The sequence below is a fragment of the Cupriavidus sp. AU9028 genome (assembly GCF_019795295.1).
Lineage (GTDB): Bacteria > Pseudomonadota > Gammaproteobacteria > Burkholderiales > Burkholderiaceae > Cupriavidus.
Genome location: NZ_JAIMCG010000005.1, coordinates 165,264 through 179,690 on the forward strand (window position 1 = coordinate 165,264; position 14,427 = coordinate 179,690).

The 14,427-nt window shown below is 68.6% G+C and carries 13 protein-coding genes; 7 read left to right on the top strand and 6 right to left on the bottom strand.

Features of this window, described 5'->3' with window-relative positions; all coding sequences use genetic code 11:
* Nucleotides 1–229: 229 nt before the first annotated feature.
* From K6V06_RS07925 to K6V06_RS07935, 3 genes are read right to left on the bottom strand one after another with little or no spacing between them, the layout of a single operon-like run.
* Nucleotides 230–556 carry a DUF6587 family protein gene (locus K6V06_RS07925; protein WP_222241839.1) on the bottom strand — a complete coding sequence of 109 codons (327 nt, stop codon included), beginning with the start codon at nucleotides 554–556 and terminating at the stop codon, nucleotides 230–232.
* A 27-nt stretch (nucleotides 557–583) separates the two neighbouring features.
* Nucleotides 584–2,473 (bottom strand): ferrous iron transporter B, encoded by a 1,890-nt coding sequence (locus K6V06_RS07930; RefSeq protein ID WP_222241841.1) that lies wholly within the window; start codon nucleotides 2,471–2,473, stop codon nucleotides 584–586.
* Between the two features lie 24 nt (nucleotides 2,474–2,497).
* Nucleotides 2,498–2,752 carry a FeoA family protein gene (locus K6V06_RS07935; RefSeq protein ID WP_222241843.1) on the bottom strand — a complete coding sequence of 85 codons (255 nt, stop codon included), beginning with the start codon at nucleotides 2,750–2,752 and terminating at the stop codon, nucleotides 2,498–2,500.
* A gap of 238 nt (nucleotides 2,753–2,990) precedes the next feature.
* On the opposite strand from K6V06_RS07935, the gene K6V06_RS07940 reads away from it, so the two are divergent.
* Nucleotides 2,991–3,674 (top strand): cysteine dioxygenase, encoded by a 684-nt coding sequence (locus K6V06_RS07940; protein WP_222241845.1) that lies wholly within the window; start codon nucleotides 2,991–2,993, stop codon nucleotides 3,672–3,674.
* Here K6V06_RS07940 and K6V06_RS07945 read toward each other — a convergent pair whose 3' ends face one another.
* Nucleotides 3,675–4,592, bottom strand: a complete 918-nt coding sequence (locus tag K6V06_RS07945) for a LysR substrate-binding domain-containing protein (protein ID WP_222241847.1) — start codon at nucleotides 4,590–4,592, stop codon at nucleotides 3,675–3,677.
* A 139-nt stretch (nucleotides 4,593–4,731) separates the two neighbouring features.
* Between K6V06_RS07945 and K6V06_RS07950 the strand changes: the two genes are divergently transcribed.
* Nucleotides 4,732–5,778, top strand: a complete 1,047-nt coding sequence (locus K6V06_RS07950; RefSeq protein WP_222241849.1) for a J domain-containing protein — start codon at nucleotides 4,732–4,734, stop codon at nucleotides 5,776–5,778.
* 99 nt (nucleotides 5,779–5,877) lie between these two features.
* Here the strand turns inward: K6V06_RS07950 and K6V06_RS07955 are convergent, their stop codons facing one another.
* On the bottom strand, nucleotides 5,878–6,093 hold the full coding sequence (locus K6V06_RS07955) for a DUF378 domain-containing protein (protein ID WP_222241851.1): 216 nt from the start codon (nucleotides 6,091–6,093) through the stop codon (nucleotides 5,878–5,880).
* Nucleotides 6,094–6,394: 301 nt separating this feature from the next.
* Here K6V06_RS07955 and K6V06_RS07960 point away from each other — a divergent pair, with 301 nt between their 5' ends.
* From K6V06_RS07960 to eutC, 5 genes are all read left to right on the top strand, one after another.
* Complete coding sequence (locus K6V06_RS07960) at nucleotides 6,395–8,233, top strand: acyl-CoA dehydrogenase family protein (RefSeq protein WP_222241853.1); 1,839 nt, start codon at nucleotides 6,395–6,397, stop codon at nucleotides 8,231–8,233.
* Nucleotides 8,234–8,334: 101 nt separating this feature from the next.
* On the top strand, nucleotides 8,335–9,324 hold the full coding sequence (locus K6V06_RS07965; protein WP_222241855.1) for a tripartite tricarboxylate transporter substrate binding protein: 990 nt from the start codon (nucleotides 8,335–8,337) through the stop codon (nucleotides 9,322–9,324).
* Nucleotides 9,325–9,367: 43 nt separating this feature from the next.
* Nucleotides 9,368–10,504, top strand: a complete 1,137-nt coding sequence (locus tag K6V06_RS07970) for a CaiB/BaiF CoA-transferase family protein (protein ID WP_222242034.1) — start codon at nucleotides 9,368–9,370, stop codon at nucleotides 10,502–10,504.
* Nucleotides 10,505–11,135: 631 nt separating this feature from the next.
* Nucleotides 11,136–12,536 (top strand): ethanolamine ammonia-lyase subunit EutB, encoded by a 1,401-nt coding sequence (locus K6V06_RS07975; RefSeq protein ID WP_222241857.1) that lies wholly within the window; start codon nucleotides 11,136–11,138, stop codon nucleotides 12,534–12,536.
* A gap of 9 nt (nucleotides 12,537–12,545) precedes the next feature.
* Nucleotides 12,546–13,316, top strand: a complete 771-nt coding sequence (gene eutC, locus K6V06_RS07980; protein ID WP_222241859.1) for an ethanolamine ammonia-lyase subunit EutC — start codon at nucleotides 12,546–12,548, stop codon at nucleotides 13,314–13,316.
* Between the two features lie 159 nt (nucleotides 13,317–13,475).
* On the opposite strand, the gene K6V06_RS07985 is transcribed toward eutC, so the two are convergent.
* Nucleotides 13,476–14,393 carry a LysR family transcriptional regulator gene (locus K6V06_RS07985; protein ID WP_222241861.1) on the bottom strand — a complete coding sequence of 306 codons (918 nt, stop codon included), beginning with the start codon at nucleotides 14,391–14,393 and terminating at the stop codon, nucleotides 13,476–13,478.
* Nucleotides 14,394–14,427 lie beyond the last annotated feature (34 nt).

Genomic DNA, 14,427 nt, shown 5'->3' on the forward strand with positions numbered 1-14,427 from the left:
GCCAGATTAGGGTTGCAAGTCGATCGGTCCTGCTTTCGGACTTGCGAACCAGTGTGGCCGACAGGGCGGTTGCCCGACTTGATGCAGCGCAAGGCACTTCGCTGGATGGCGTAGCGCGGACTCCGCCGATTGATCTGGATCAGATGGGATGGCGATCGTGGGTTGCGAGCGTACCCATTTCTGCGTACGCCCAAATGACGCGGGAGCGCCCTTGGCGTCCTTGACTGCCTTAACGCCGGCGCACGAAGCGGATGGTCTGCTCCTGCGGCGGCTGGTCGCGCGTCCCGCCTGCAGCGGCCGACGCGCCTGTAGCAGAACCGCAGGTATTGCATCCGCCGCTGTCGCAGCCGCTGGCGCAACCGGCGACTTGCGCAGGCGCCAGCCTGCGCACCAGTGCCGCGCGCCAGCCCTGCGCATTGCCGCCGCCCAACCTCGCCGCCAGACCTGCCTTGATGCGCTCCCGCGTGCGCGGCATATAGCGCGCCGCCACCGAGATCGCGCAGACCAGCACGATGGCGGGGACCAGCAGGGCTTCGAAGGCTTGGTAGAGCGACATGGGCATGGCGTGTCGGAGGGCGGCGCGTCAGGTGAACATCAACGCGACGCGGTAGGTGATGAAGGCGGCGATATAGCCGAGCCCGGCCAGATACAACGTGGAGGCGGCCATCACGCGCCACGAGTTGGTTTCGCGGCGGATCACGGCCAGCGTCGAGATGCACTGCGGCGCGAACACGAACCACGCCAGCAGTGCGAGCGCGGTGGCCAGCGACCATTGCGCGGCGATCATCGGCGCCAGCTGGGCGGCGACTTCTTCCTCGCCGCCAGACAGCGCATAGACGGTCGCCAGCGCGCCGACCGCGACTTCACGAGCGGCCAGTCCCGGCACCAGCGCGATGCAGATCTGCCAGTTGAAGCCGACCGGCGCGAACACGACTTCCAGCGCGCGGCCGATCATGCCGGCGAAGCTATAGTCGATTGCCGGCTCGGTGGCGCCTTCCGGCGGGGCCGGGAAGGTGGCGAGGAACCACAGCAGCACGGTCAGCGCGAGGATGACCTTGCCTACCCGCGACAGGAAAATGCGAGCGCGTTCCCACAAGCCGAGCAGCACGTCGCGCGGATTCGGCACGCGGTACGCCGGCAGTTCCATCAGCAGCGGATGCTCGGTGCGGTCCCGGCGGAAGAACTTGAGCGCGTAGGCCACGGCGAGCGCGCTGACGATGCCGGCCACGTACAGTGCGAACAGCACCACGCCCTGCAGATTGAACCAGCCGAGCACCGTGCGTTCCGGAATGAACGCGGCGATCAGCAGCGCATAGACCGGCAGGCGCGCCGAGCAGGTCATCAGCGGCGCGACCAGGATGGTGGTCAGCCGGTCGCGCGGGTCCTGGATGGAGCGGGTCGCCATGATGCCGGGAATCGCGCAGGCGAAGCTCGACAGGAGCGGGATGAACGAGCGTCCGGACAGGCCGGCACCGACCATCAGCCGGTCCAGCAGGAAGGCCGCGCGCGGCAGGTAGCCGCTTTCCTCGAGGATCAGGATGAACAGGAACAGGATCAGGATCTGCGGCAGGAACACCACCACGCTGCCCAGGCCGGCAATCAGGCCGTCGACCAGCAGGCTGCGCAGCAGTCCCTCGGGCAGCATGCCGCCCACCATTTCCCCGGCCCAGCCGACCGCGCCTTCGATGGCGCCCATCGCCGGCTCGGCCCAGGAGAACACCGCCTGGAACATCAGGAACAGCAGCACCGCGAGGATGCCCAGGCCCAGCACCGGATGCAGCACGATGCGGTCGATGCGGTCCTCCAGCATGGCCGACGCTTCCGGCATGGTCACCGCGGCGTCGAGCAGCTTCTTGACTTCGGTATGGGCGTCGATGTCGTTGACCGGGTCGGCTACCGCGGAAACCGGTGCCGTGGGCGCACCCGGCAGCTCCCGATCGAGCAATGCCAGCAGGCTGGCGGCGCCCCCGCGCCGCACCGCCACGGTCTTGACCACCGGCACGCCCAGCGCCGCTTCCAGCTTCTCGTGATCGATGCGGATGCCGCGGCGCTCGGCGGCGTCGCTCATGTTCAGCACCACGACCATGGGCTGGCCCAGCCGGCGCAGTTCGAGCACGAAGCGCAGGTGCAGGCGCAGGTTGGTCGCGTCGACGACCGAGACCAGCAGGTCCGGAACGGGTTCGCCGGCGCGCTGGCCGGTGACGATGTCGCGGGTGATCGCCTCGTCCAGGCTGGTGGCGTGCAGGCTGTAGGCGCCGGGCAAATCCAGGATGCGCACGTGCCGGCCCGAAGGCGACACGAAGAAGCCCTCCTTGCGCTCGACGGTCACGCCGGCATAGTTGGCGACCTTCTGGCGGCTGCCGGTCAGGCGATTGAACAGCGCGGTCTTGCCGCAATTGGGGTTGCCCACCAGCGCGATGCGCAGCGGCGAGGCGGAATCGGTGGCACGGGGAGCAGCGGGTGCTGCGGACATGGCGGAAGTCATCGAAAAACGGCCTCAGGCGGATCGGGTGGCGTCCGCGGGTTGCACGGTCACGCGCGCGGCCTCGGTCCGCCGCAGCGCGAAGCGCGTCGCACCGACCTGGGCGACCAGGGGATCCTTGCCAAACGGACCGGCGGTAATGATCTGCACGGCCTCGCCGGGCACGAAGCCCAGCTCGCGCAGCCGGCGAGCCACGGGATCGTTCGGCGTGCTATCGTCAACCGACTGCACGATCGCGGCGGTACGCCGCGGCAAATCAGACAACCGCATAGGGAAATCCTGGAATCCTTGGTCCTGCCTGGTTTTGTCGGAATCCTGCGCGCTATGACGCAGATGAGAATCGTTTGCATTGTACCCGCAAACCCTTGCCGCCGGGCGCGGTGGGGGATGGCGCCGGATCACTTTGCACGCATCCGGGGATGAAACCGCCGAATCCCTGCAGATAACAGCGGGATGAACGGGAGATCACAACCGGGCGGGAGTCGACGAAACGGGGGAGGAGATCGGCATGGGCATCGAACCTTTCACTACGGGCGCTGCCGGCCCGGCAGGCGAGAGGGTGGCCGAGCGAGTGTCGGGGAGGGCGGGCGACATCACCGCGCTGCGTGACTTCGTCGCCGCCGTCGCCGCACTGGCCGACCGAACCCGCAACGATGCGGACGCCATGGCGCGGGGCGCCAGACCGCTGTTGCACGAACTGGTGCAGCAGGATGGCTGGCTGCCGGACGAGTTCGCGCAGCCGCATCCCACTTACTATCAGCAGTACCTGCTGTACGGCGACCCGCTGGACCGCTTCTCGGTGGTGAGCTTCGTCTGGGGACCGGGGCAGTCGACGCCGGTGCACGATCACACCGTCTGGGGCTGGATTGGCGTGCTGCGCGGCGCCGAGGTGGAGACGCCTTACCGGCTGCGGGACGCCGGCGCTGCGTCGACGGGTGCGCTGGTGCAGGTGAGGCCGGAAACCGTCCTGCGAGCGGGGGAAGTGGCCGGCGTGTCCCCGGCCAGCGGCGACATCCACCGCGTGCGCAATGCCTTCGACGACCGCGTCTCGGTCAGTATCCATCTGTACGGCGGCAATATCGGCCGCATCCGGCGTCACGTCTTCGACCCGGCGAGCGGCGAGCGCAAGCCCTTCGTGTCCGGCTATGCGAACCGCTACACGCCGAACCTGTGGCCGCGAGACGCGGGCTGACTAGCGCCGGTCACCATCGGGCGGTTCGTCCGGCTCCGCGGGAACCCGCTCCGGGAAGATCGCCGTGAAGCGGTTTCGCGCCGGATGGTCGGGACCCGCCTTCCATACGCAATACACGTCCGATGTGACGCCGGTATAGATCAGTGGCCGGAACTCGGCGCCGGCCAGCGCCGAACGTTGCAGCGCAGCCGGCACGACCGCCACGCCCATCCCTTGCGAAACCAGCGACACCACCGACAGCCAGTGCCGGACCTCGTGGCGGATCTGCGGGAAGAACCCCTCGGCAGCGCACATGTCGACGATACGGGCGTGGTAGTCCGGAGAGGCATGGCGCGAGAAGAGGACGAAGGGCTGCTCGCGCAGGTCGCTGAGCGGCACGGTTGCCTGCGCGGCCAAGGGATGACCCTGCGGCATGCAGCAGACGAACGGCTCGCGGTGAACCAGCCGCGCCGCCAGTTCGTCCGGCACGCGGCCAGTGTGGATGAAGCCGACGTCGAGCCGGTCGTGCAGCAGCGCATCGATCTGCTCCTGCGAATTCAGTTCGGTCAGCGCGACCTCGATGCCGGGCTGCAGCTGGGCGAATTCCTGCAGCTTCTGCGGCAATCCGCGGTACAGCATCGAGCCGACGAAGCCGACACGCAGCCGCCCGATCGCGCCCGCCTCGATCTGCCGCGCCAGCAGCCGTGCATCTTCCGCCTGGGCCATCAGCGCAAGCGCCGCTTCGCGAAACGCGCGCCCCGCGGCGGTCAGCCGCACGCCCTTGCTGTCCCGCTCGAACAGGCGCGCGCCGACCGACGCCTCCAGCTGCTGGATATTGAGCGACAGCGGCGGCTGCGAGATGGACAGGCGGCGCGCGGCGCGGCCGAAGTGCAGCTCCTCGGCGAGCACGAGGAAATAGCGAAGGTGGCGGAATTCCATGCGGTGTGCCCTTCGAGTGCGGGCGAGCACATTGGGGGGATGCGGAAAGCGGCTACAGTATCACCTGCCATTGCCGATATTGTCCGGATGGCCGGCAAAGGAGGAATGCCGCCACGCCGGAGGCTGATACAAGGGACCCGTGACGTACCATGACCATTACCAGACGCTAGGCATTGCCATTACCGCCAGTCAGGAGGATATCCGGCTGGCGTACCGGCGGCTGGCCATGCGCTGGCATCCGGATCGGAATCCCGACAATCCCGGCGCGGCGGAGGAACGTTTCAAGCGGATTCAGCACGCATTTGCGGCGCTGAAGGATCCGGCACGCCGGTCCGCCTACGATGCCGAGCGCAGCGCACCCCGCAATGGGCACGGCGGCGCTGGCGAAGCCGGTCGCGCCGGGCCGCGCGCGTGGCAGCATGCCGGAGCCAAGCCACGCCCGGCCGGCGCGCGCGCCGGAGCGGGGCCGGCCGGCGGCAAGCCGGGCGCCGACTACGTGTGCGAAACCAGTATCCCGCTGGAGACGGCCGTGCTCGGCGGCACCGCCACCACGCGCGTGCGCGCGGCGGTGGACTGCCTGCGCTGCGAGGGCAGCGGCATGCGCAACCGCCCCTGCAGCCACTGCGGCGGTTCCGGGCAAATCCGCCGTGGCCTGTTCAACGGGCAGGCGATGTGCAACCACTGCTCCGGGCGCGGCACCGAGCCTCAACCGTGCGAGCACTGCGGCGGTACCGGCAAGATCCGCATCAACAAGGTGCTGCAGGTGCAGATCCGGCCGGGGGTAATCGATGGCACGGTGCTGCGCGCAAAGGGGATGGGCGGGCCCGGCCTGCACGGCGGCCCCAACGGCAATCTGCTGTGCCGGGTGCATGTGCGCAAGGACCGGGTATTCGGGGTCGAGGATCTGGATCTGACGCGCGAATTGCGCATCGACTTCGTGCTGGCATGCCTGGGTGGGCGGGTCGGCGTGCCGTGTTTTCGCAAGACCGTCAGCGCGGACATTCCGCCGATGACCCGTGCCGGCACGGTGATCCGCGTGCCAGGCCAGGGCCTGTACGATCGGGCGCGGCAGCGCACCGGGGACCTGGTGCTGACCGTGGCGATCGATCTGCCAAACCGGATGCGCCCGCTGACGGACCGCCAGCAGGTGCTGCTGCGCGAAATAGGTCCTGGCGGAATGCTCTGACGGGCATGCTGTCACGCCGTCCGCTTGCCATTCCGGCCTGCGGCGGGCCGCCGGACGGCAGCGGCCGCAGGTACTTCCTACAACGTCGTCGCCAAAGTGCTAGGGCGCAACGCGCACCAGGCGCGTGAACATGGCAGCGGCGACCAGCGCTGCCAGGCCGACCAGAATGTAGATGATGCGCGAGAGAATCGAGCCTTCGCCGAAGATCGCGGCGACCAGATCGAAATTCGCGATTCCTACCAGGCCCCAGTTCAGGCCTCCGATAATCAACAGAATCAGACTGATCGCACCCAGAGTGGAGGTCGGACGTGCCATGGGAATCTCCTGAGAGGTTGCAGGCGGATTTGCCTGGGCTGTCAATCAGCAACAACCATACCCAAGCATTGTTGCTTGTGAAATCCGCGGCTTCCGTCGCGCGACCGCCAGAACGCCGGCCAGCCGCACGCCGATATGAAAATCAGATCGACCGAGCCATTTTCGGTATTGGACGCATATCGATCGCCCGGCGAATAATTCCCTGACAGCCATACCCGGCGCCATGCCCGCGGCCTCGACGCCGCCGTGCAAGACGACTCGCACAAGACCGGGTTGCGCAAGAACCGTCAGGAGACACGCCATGTCCGCTCGAACCACCCTGTGGGCCGCCGTCGCGGCGCCCGCCGTCCCGGAGATCGCCGCTGCGCAGCCGGCGCCAGGCCGCTCAGCGAATGATGCGGACCACCCCGTGCCGGACCAGCACGGCGTCAACCTGTTCGACGCGGATCCGGATCTGCGCGCGCTGCTGCCGCTCTATCTGCCCGAGGATCTGTGCCGGCACCTGCTGCCGCACCTGCGGCGGATGGGAGAGCTTGCCGGCGGCGTGCTGGATACGCTGGCCAATACGGCCGACCACCATCCCCCGACGCTCTCGGTGCGCACCCGGACCGGCATCGACGCGCAGCGCATCGACAAGCACCCGGCGTATGTGGAGATGGAGCGCGTCGCGTTCTCGGAGTTCGGCCTGGCGGCCCTGTCGCATCGCGGCGGTGCGCTCGGATGGCCGGCGCCCATGCCGCCCGCCGCCAAGTACGCGCTGACTTACCTGTTCGTGCAGGCGGAGTTCGGGCTGTGCTGCCCGCTGTCGATGACCGATTCGCTGACGCGGACGCTGCGCAAGTTCGGCGCCCCCGAACTGGTGGCGCGCTATCTGCCGTCGCTGACCACCGAGGTCTTCGAGGATTTGTACCAGGGCGCGATGTTCATGACCGAGCAGGGCGCCGGTTCCGACGTGGCGGCAACGGCCACCCGCGCGCTGCATGTGCCGGCGGCCGTCGATGGAGAAGCGGACTGGCGGCTGAGCGGCGACAAGTGGTTCTGCTCCAATCCCGATGCCGAACTGGCGATGGTGCTGGCCCGACCCGAGGGCGCGCCGGATGGTATCAAGGGTGTGTCGCTGTTCCTGCTGCCGCGCCGTTTGCCCGATGGCAGCCCCAATCATTACCGGATCATCCGGCTGAAGGACAAGCTGGGCACGCGCTCGATGGCCAGCGGCGAGATCCGTCTGGAAGGCGCTCATGCCTGGCTGGTGGGCGACCCGGGCCGTGGCTTCGTGCAGATGGCCGACATGATCAACAACTCGCGGCTGTCCAACGGCATGCGGGCCGCGGGACTGATGCGGCGCGCGCTGAGCGAGGGTCTGTTCATCGCGCGTGAGCGACGCGCCTTCGGCCGGCGGCTGATCGACATGCCGCTGATGCGCCGGCAGTTGCTGAAACTGACGCTGCCGACCGAGCAGGCGCGCACCATGATGTTCCAGACCGCGGAGGCACTGCGGCGCGCCGATGCCGGCGAGGCCGACGCCTATGCGCTGATGCGCATCCTGACGCCGCTGATCAAGTTCCGCGCCTGCCGGGACGCGCGCAAGGTCACCGGCGACGCAATGGAGATGCGCGGCGGCTGCGGCTATATCGAGGAATGGAGCGACCCGCGCCTGGTGCGCGACGCGCATCTCGGTTCAATCTGGGAAGGCACCAGCAATATCGTCGCCCTCGACGTGCTGCGGGCCGTTCGACGCGAAGGCGCGCTGCCGGTACTGCGTGCGCATCTGCTCGCGCTACTGGAAGACACGTCGCTGCATGCGCAGGCCCAGGCCGTGTTCCTGCATACGCTGGAGCGGGCCTGCGCGCTGGCCGACGCTGCGGCCAGCGCGCGGGACGCCGGCGACGTGCTGGCGCGCCAGGCTGCCTCCGCGCTGTATCACGTCACCAGCGCCGTGGCGATGGCCTGGGAAGCCGGGCGGATCGGTTCGGTGCGGCGTATGCGGCTGGCCCAGCTGGTGCTGATCCATCGCGTGCTGCCAGGCGATCCACTGGCCGGCACTACCGAGCCGGACTGGCTGGTCCAGACCGTCAGCCCGGATGCCGGCGCTGCTCCGCATCCGCAGGCGGAGGCGGTGCGACAGGTCAATCTGTTCTGAGCGCCAGCCACTCGTATTGAACCCATCGGCATTGCAAGAGAAGACGCCCTGGCGGCCACAGCAGGCAGCCAGCGAGCGTCCGGACCCACAGGAGACCTGACATGATCCACTGGCACCGCTTCGCGGCCTCGGCTGCCGTCACCACCCTCGCGTTTTGCGCCGGCATGACACCCGCGGTGGCGCAGAAGGACTTTCCGTCCAAACCCATCATGATGGTGGTGACCTACCCTCCGGGCGGGCCCACCGACGCGATGGCGCGCACGCTCGCCGCCTCGCTGAAAAACAGCCTCGGCCAGCCGGTCGTGGTGGAAAACCGCGCTGGCGCCGGTGGCAATATCGGCGCCGAAGTGGTGGCGCGCGCCGAGCCCGACGGCTACACGCTGATGTTCGGCACCTCGGCGCCGCTGGCGATCAATGTCAGTCTCTATCGCAAGATCAACTACGACCCGGTCAAGAGCTTCGCGCCGGTCATCCAGATCGGCCACCTGCCCAATGTGCTGGTGGTCAACCCGTCGGTGCCCGCGCGCAACGTCGCCGAACTGATCGCGTACGGCAAGGCCAATCCCGGCAAGCTGACCTACGCCTCGTCCGGCAACGGCGCTTCGTCGCATCTGGCGGGCGTGCTGTTCAACAACCTGGCCGGCACCGATTTTCGCCATATCCCGTACAAGGGCACCGGGCCCGCGCTGAACGACCTGCTCGGCGGGCAGGTCAGCATGACCTTTACCGACGTGCTGACCGCGCTGCCCTTCATCAAGAGCGGCAAGGTGCGTGCGCTGGGCGTGACCACGACCGAACGCTCGCAGGCGCTGCCCGATGTGCCCACCGTGGCGGAGCAGGGCGTGCCGGGCTTCGACGTCTCGGTGTTCTTCGGTGTCGTCGCGCCTGCTGGCACCCCGCGCGAGGTGGTGGCGAAGCTGAACGGCGCCTTTGCCGATGCGCTGAAGCAGCCGGAGGTGCGCAAGACGCTGCAGGGCCAGGGGCTGGAGTTCCCCGCTTCGACCAAGCCCGAGCAGCTGGGCGGCTTCATCCAGGCGGAAGTGGGCAAATGGCGCAGCGTGGTGCAGAAGTCCGGCGCCCAGCTGGATTGAACCGCGCCCTTGGCGGCGCCACGGCAATCAGCAAGGAGACATGATGACGCAAGCAGCCAGGGGATCGCTGGCCGGCATCCGCGTGGTGGACCTGTCCCGCATCCTGGGCGGACCCTACTGCGGACAGATTCTCGGCGACCACGGCGCCGACGTCCTCAAGATCGAGCCGCCGCAGGGCGACGACACCCGCACCTGGGGGCCGCCGTTCCGCGACGACGGCGTCGCCTCCTATTACATCGGCCTGAATCGCAACAAGCGGGTGATGCGGCTCGATCTGACCGATGCCGGGCAGCGCGAGATCCTGCTCGCCCTGCTAGGCGAGGCCGACGTGCTGATCGAGAACTTCAAGACCGGCACCATGGAGAAGTGGGGGCTGGGTTACGACGCGCTCTCCGCGCGCTTTCCGCGCCTCGTGCATTGCCGGGTCTCGGGCTTTGGCGCGGATGGGCCGCTGGGCGGGCTGCCCGGCTACGATGCCGCCATCCAGGCGATGGCCGGCATCATGAGCATCAATGGCGAGGCGCACGGCGATGCATTGCGGGTGGGACTGCCGGTGGTCGATATGGTGACCGGGCTCAACGCGGCGCTGGGCGTGCTGCTCGCCCTGCAGGAGCGCGAGCGCAGCGGCCGCGGCCAGTTCGTCGAGGCCGCGCTGTACGACTCGGGGCTGTCCCTGCTGCATCCGCATGCGGCGAACTGGTTCATGAGCGGCAAGACGCCGCAGCGCACCGGCAATGCCCATCCCAACATCTATCCGTACGACACGGTGGCGACGGCAACCGACCCGGTCTTTCTGGCTGTCGGCAACGACCGGCAGTTCCGCATCCTTTGCCAGCATCTCGATGTGCCGGCGATGGCGGACGACGAACGCTATGCCAGCGCGGGAGCGCGATCGGTCAACCGGCAGGCGTTGAAGGCCGAACTGGAGGCGCTGTTGCGCGAGCGCGATGGCAAGGCGCTGGCCGATGCGCTGGTCAAGGCCGGTGTGCCGTGCGCGGCGGTGCTGTCGGTGCCCGGTGCGCTGGAGCACCCGCATACCCGGCATCGCGGCATGGTGGTGGAGATGGAAGGCGGCTATCGGGGCCTGGGCGCGCCGGTCAAGCTGTCGCGCACCCCGGCGACGTATCGGCACGTGCCGTTGACCGAGGGGGAGCGGTTCCTGCCGCGCGAGGAGGACTGAGCGCCGCGCTGCCCTCTCCCCGGCCCCTCTCCCGCGGGGCGGGAGAGGGGAGCAAACCGGCAGGGATGCGGGTGGCATTTCGCCAAAGCGTACCCGTTTCTGCGGACCCGGGTTCTTGATCGATGGCGCGCTGGCGCGCAGTAGAGCAGAGACGGACAAGGGCAGCAGAAACAGCAGAGACGCTGGGTCCCCGCTTGCGCGGGGACGACGGGTCGGTCACCACGGTAATTCACGACCGTCGTCCCCGCGCAGGCGGGGACCCAGCGGCTTTCCACCACTCCCCTTCGAAACCCGCGCTGGACAACCACATGCCGCGGGTTTGCTCCCCTCGCCCGCTTGGGGATGTACAGACTGGAGAGGGGCCGGGGGAGAGGGCAAGCGCCTCTCGCATCCGCGCAATCCCCCCGCGATCCGACGATCCCGGTGCAGGCACGCAGAAACGGGTACGCTCGCCCTGCATCCGCCACAATCCCGGCCCGGTCCGCCCGCAGAAACGGGTACGCTCCGCCCGCGTCCCCTCACGTTCCCCTTCGGCCGCCCTCCCGCGCTACCATGTGTCATCGATCCAGGCCGCTAGTCCCCGGCCCTGCCACAGGGGACGGGACAGCGCGGTCAGCGCCCGGGAGTCGCCATGGCCTTCACCCAAACCGTCGGCGTGCGCCGCTACGTCTTCGAGGACCTGAAGTCGTTGCTGGCCCGCGCCAGTCCGGCCCGCTCCGGGGACCAGCTGGCGGGCGTCGCCGCGGCCAGCGAGGAGGAGCGGATGGCGGCGCGGATGGCGCTGGCCGATCTGCCGCTGTCGCACTTCCTGCAGGAAGCACTGGTGCCGTACGAAGCTGACGAGGTCACCCGGCTGATCGTCGACAGCCATGACAGCGCCGCGTTTGCGCCGGTAGCGACGCTGACCGTCGGCGAGTTCCGCGACTGGCTGCTGCTGCATGAAACCGATGGCGAGCGGCTGTCCGCTATCGCGCCCGGCATCACGCCGGAGATGGCGGCCGGGGTCAGCAAGCTGATGCGCAACCAGGACCTGATCGCGGTCGCGCGCAAATGCCGCGTGGTCACGCGCTTCCGGAATACGATCGGCTTGCCCGGCCGGCTTTCGGTGCGGTTGCAGCCGAACCACCCGACCGACGATCCGAAGGGCATCGCCGCCTCCATCATCGACGGGCTGATGTACGGCTGTGGCGATGCCACCATCGGCATCAATCCGGCTGGGGACAACGTCGGCGCCATCGTGGCGCTGCTGCGTCTGATCGACGAGCTGCGCGAGCGTTACGAGATTCCGACCCAGTCCTGCGTGCTGACCCACGTCACCAACACGCTGCGGGCCATCGAGGCCGGCGCGCCGGTGGATCTGGTGTTCCAGTCGATCGCCGGCAGCCAACGGGCCAACGCGGGTTTCGGCATCGACCTGGCGCTGCTGGGCGAGGCGCGGCAGGCCGCGCTCGCATTGCGTCGCGGTACCGTGGGGGAGAACCTGATGTATTTCGAAACTGGCCAGGGCAGCGCACTGTCGGCGAACGCGCATCACGGCGTGGACCAGCAGACCATGGAGGCGCGGGCCTATGCGGTGGCGCGGGCGTTCTCGCCGCTGCTGGTCAACACGGTGGTGGGCTTCATCGGGCCGGAGTACCTGTATGACGGCAAGCAGATCATCCGCGCCGGCCTTGAGGACCACTTCTGCGGCAAGCTGCTCGGCGTGCCGATGGGCTGCGACATCTGCTACACCAACCACGCCGAGGCCGACCAGGACGATATGGATACGCTGCTGACGCTGTTCGGCGTGGCGGGGGTCAACTTCATCATGGGCGTGCCGGGCGCGGACGACATCATGCTGAACTACCAGAGCACCGCGTTCCACGACGCGCTCTATCTGCGCGAAGCGCTGGGATTGCGCCCGGCGCCGGAGTTCGAGGGCTGGCTGCAGCGCAGCGGCATCCTCGGGACCGATGGCCGACCGGTGGAGACGCCGGCCGGGGCGCGAGAGAGCGCCTCCTCGCCGTTGCTGCAACTCGCGCACACCTTGTAGGAGCTGGCCATGTCGGCAGACCTCGTTCCCCCGAGTCCCTGGCAGCGGCTGCGCCAGTTCACCCACGCGCGCATCGCCCTGGGGCGCGCCGGCAACAGCCAACCCACCGCCGCCCTGCTCGCCTTCGGGCTGGCCCACGCCCAGGCGCGCGACGCGGTGCATCAGCCGCTGGATGTCGCGCCGTTGCTGCTGGCGCTCGAACAGGCCGGGTTTGGCTGCGTGCGCGCGCACAGCGCGGCGCCGGACCGCGCGCATTTCTTGCGCCGTCCCGATCTGGGCCGGACGCTGGATGCCGATAGCCAGGAGCGCCTGCGCGCCAGCGCGGCGGCGAGCCCGTGCGATGTCGCCTTCGTGATCGCCGACGGTCTGTCGGCGCAGGCGGCGCAGCGGCATGCGCTGCCGGTGTTGCTGGCCGTGCGCGAGCTGCTGCCCGATTGGCGCATCGGTCCCGTGGTCCTCGCGGAACAGTCCCGCGTGGCTCTGGGCGACGAGATCGGCCAGCTGCTCGGGGCCCGGCAGGTGGTGATGATGATCGGCGAACGGCCAGGCCTCAGTTCGCCCGACAGCCTCGGACTCTACCTGACGTACGGCCCGCGGCCCGGCCGGTCCGATGCCGAGCGCAACTGCATCTCCAATGTCCGTCCGGAGGGACTGCCGTACCGGGCAGCGGCGGCGCGGCTGGTCTGGCTGCTGCGCGGCGCGGCGGCGCTCGGATGCAGTGGCGTGCGGCTCAAGGATGAGAGCGATGCGGCGGGGACGCTGGCAGGAACTGGGAAGTAGCCGTGGTGAGGGCTCACTGGCCCTCTCCCCTGGCCCCTCTCCCGCTGGGCGGGAGAGAGGAGCACACCGAGGACGGGTCGCTGTGCTGTCGGTTCGCTCCCCTCTCCCACTTGTGGGAGAGAGGCCGGGGGAGGGGGCAGCGCGCGCTCAGCTCTCGGGCTATCGCTGCTCCAGCCGCGGCCACACCGCCTGCAGCTCCGTCTTGAGGAACGTCAGCAGGCAGCGGGTCGCCATGGTCTGGTAGCGGTTGGGCAGGGTCAGCATGTAAAGCCGGCTGCCGAACACGCTGATGCGGTAGTCGGTCAGCACCGGTGTCAGCAGACCCGCCTGCAACTCGCGGGCGATCGCGTATAGCGGGAAGATGCCGATGCCGACATCTCCCAGTACCGCGTCCTTCAGAAAGGCGAAGTTCTCCGAACTGAGCGCGGGATCGAGCGATACCTGTTCGCGCTGCTCCTGCTGCCCGCGCGTGCCGAAGGCCTTCAGCTTCTGGCCCACCGGCGAGGCGCAGACGATCTTGTGGCTGCGCAGATCGCCCAGCGCGAGCGGCGCCGGATGGGCCGCCAGATAGGCGGGGGAGGCGCACACCACCCAGTCCACCACGCCGATCTCGGTGGCGACCACGGAATCGGGCGGGGTCGAGATGATCCGCAGCGCGACTTCCACGTCTTCCGACACCAGGTTGTGCACCCGGTTGTCGAACACCACATCGAGGGTGATATCGGGATAGCGGTGCTTGAACTGCACCAGCAACGGAGACAGCAGCGCATGTCCGAGGCCGGTCGGCACCGAGAGGCGGACATGCCCTTGCAGCGTGTTGCCCAGATTGCTGATCAGCGCATTGGCCGCCGCCACCTCCGCCAGAATATTGCGGCCGTGCTCGTACAGTCCCGCACCGACGGGAGTGGCTTCGACATGGCGCGTGGTCCGGCGCAGCAACTGCACGCCGAGTTCCTCCTCCAGCGCCTTGAGCCGGTAGCTGACGTTCGCCCGCGTCATGCGCAGCTTGCGCGCGGCGGCGGAAAGGTTGCCGGCGTCGACGATATCGACGAACAGGCGCAGGGCGTTCAGGTCCATGACGAGGCAAGCCGGGGAAATCCAGCCCGGCGGC

Excerpts from the sequence above, each read along its gene's own strand:
- K6V06_RS07965 (WP_222241855.1), top strand. The coding sequence starts at position 8,335 with ATGATCCACTGGCACCGCTTCGCGGCCTCGGCTGCCGTCACCACCCTC.
- K6V06_RS07975 (WP_222241857.1), top strand. The coding sequence starts at position 11,136 with ATGGCCTTCACCCAAACCGTCGGCGTGCGCCGCTACGTCTTCGAGGAC.
- K6V06_RS07930 (WP_222241841.1), bottom strand. The coding sequence starts at position 2,473 with ATGTCCGCAGCACCCGCTGCTCCCCGTGCCACCGATTCCGCCTCGCCG.
- K6V06_RS07985 (WP_222241861.1), bottom strand. The coding sequence starts at position 14,393 with ATGGACCTGAACGCCCTGCGCCTGTTCGTCGATATCGTCGACGCCGGC.
- K6V06_RS07925 (WP_222241839.1), bottom strand. The coding sequence starts at position 556 with ATGTCGCTCTACCAAGCCTTCGAAGCCCTGCTGGTCCCCGCCATCGTG.
- K6V06_RS07960 (WP_222241853.1), top strand. The coding sequence starts at position 6,395 with ATGTCCGCTCGAACCACCCTGTGGGCCGCCGTCGCGGCGCCCGCCGTC.
- K6V06_RS07970 (WP_222242034.1), top strand. The coding sequence starts at position 9,368 with ATGACGCAAGCAGCCAGGGGATCGCTGGCCGGCATCCGCGTGGTGGAC.
- K6V06_RS07955 (WP_222241851.1), bottom strand. The coding sequence starts at position 6,093 with ATGGCACGTCCGACCTCCACTCTGGGTGCGATCAGTCTGATTCTGTTG.
- K6V06_RS07935 (WP_222241843.1), bottom strand. The coding sequence starts at position 2,752 with ATGCGGTTGTCTGATTTGCCGCGGCGTACCGCCGCGATCGTGCAGTCG.
- K6V06_RS07945 (WP_222241847.1), bottom strand. The coding sequence starts at position 4,592 with ATGGAATTCCGCCACCTTCGCTATTTCCTCGTGCTCGCCGAGGAGCTG.
- eutC (WP_222241859.1), top strand. The coding sequence starts at position 12,546 with ATGTCGGCAGACCTCGTTCCCCCGAGTCCCTGGCAGCGGCTGCGCCAG.
- K6V06_RS07940 (WP_222241845.1), top strand. The coding sequence starts at position 2,991 with ATGGGCATCGAACCTTTCACTACGGGCGCTGCCGGCCCGGCAGGCGAG.